This is a genomic window from Paraburkholderia sediminicola, assembly GCF_046027825.1.
GTDB classification, from domain to species: domain Bacteria; phylum Pseudomonadota; class Gammaproteobacteria; order Burkholderiales; family Burkholderiaceae; genus Paraburkholderia; species Paraburkholderia sediminicola_D.
In genome coordinates, this window is the sequence record NZ_JAQQDU010000279.1 from 1 (window position 1) to 419 (window position 419).

The 419-nt window shown below is 57.5% G+C and carries 1 protein-coding gene; it reads left to right on the forward strand.

What is annotated here, in order from left to right:
• Window positions 1-94 precede the first annotated feature (94 nt).
• Window positions 95-394: a hypothetical protein gene (locus PQQ96_RS42245; RefSeq protein WP_120306907.1), complete on the forward strand. Its 300-nt coding sequence runs from the start codon at window positions 95-97 to the stop codon at window positions 392-394.
• Window positions 395-419 lie beyond the last annotated feature (25 nt).

Here is a 419-nt window from a genome sequence, read left to right on the forward strand (position 1 = left end):
GTTCATCCGCGAGCGCAACCAGAGCGCACGTCCCTTCAGATGGACTTTCCGGGGCTACCCGTTGCAAACTGGCGCATCCTGAACCGGAGCGCTCATGCCTGCCTTACCCGCGAAACATCATGCAAGCGAACTGCAGCGTCAGCTGCGCGAATTGCTGGGCCACGACCAGGTGGTCACGCAGGCTTACGGGCGTCATCTGCTGATCAAACGCCTGGACAATCAGGAGTCGACCGTTGTGGCACGCCTGAGTGAACTCAGCCGCAATCTTTATGGTGCGGCCTTTCGTAGCCATAGCGGGCGATGGGAACCTCTACCCGGCTCAGGTTCGCTCGCCGAAATGGCCCAACTGGTTGTCACGCTCCTGCAGCCTTATTTGCAGCCAGACAATTATTAAACCTATTTGAGGGATGTTGTACTAG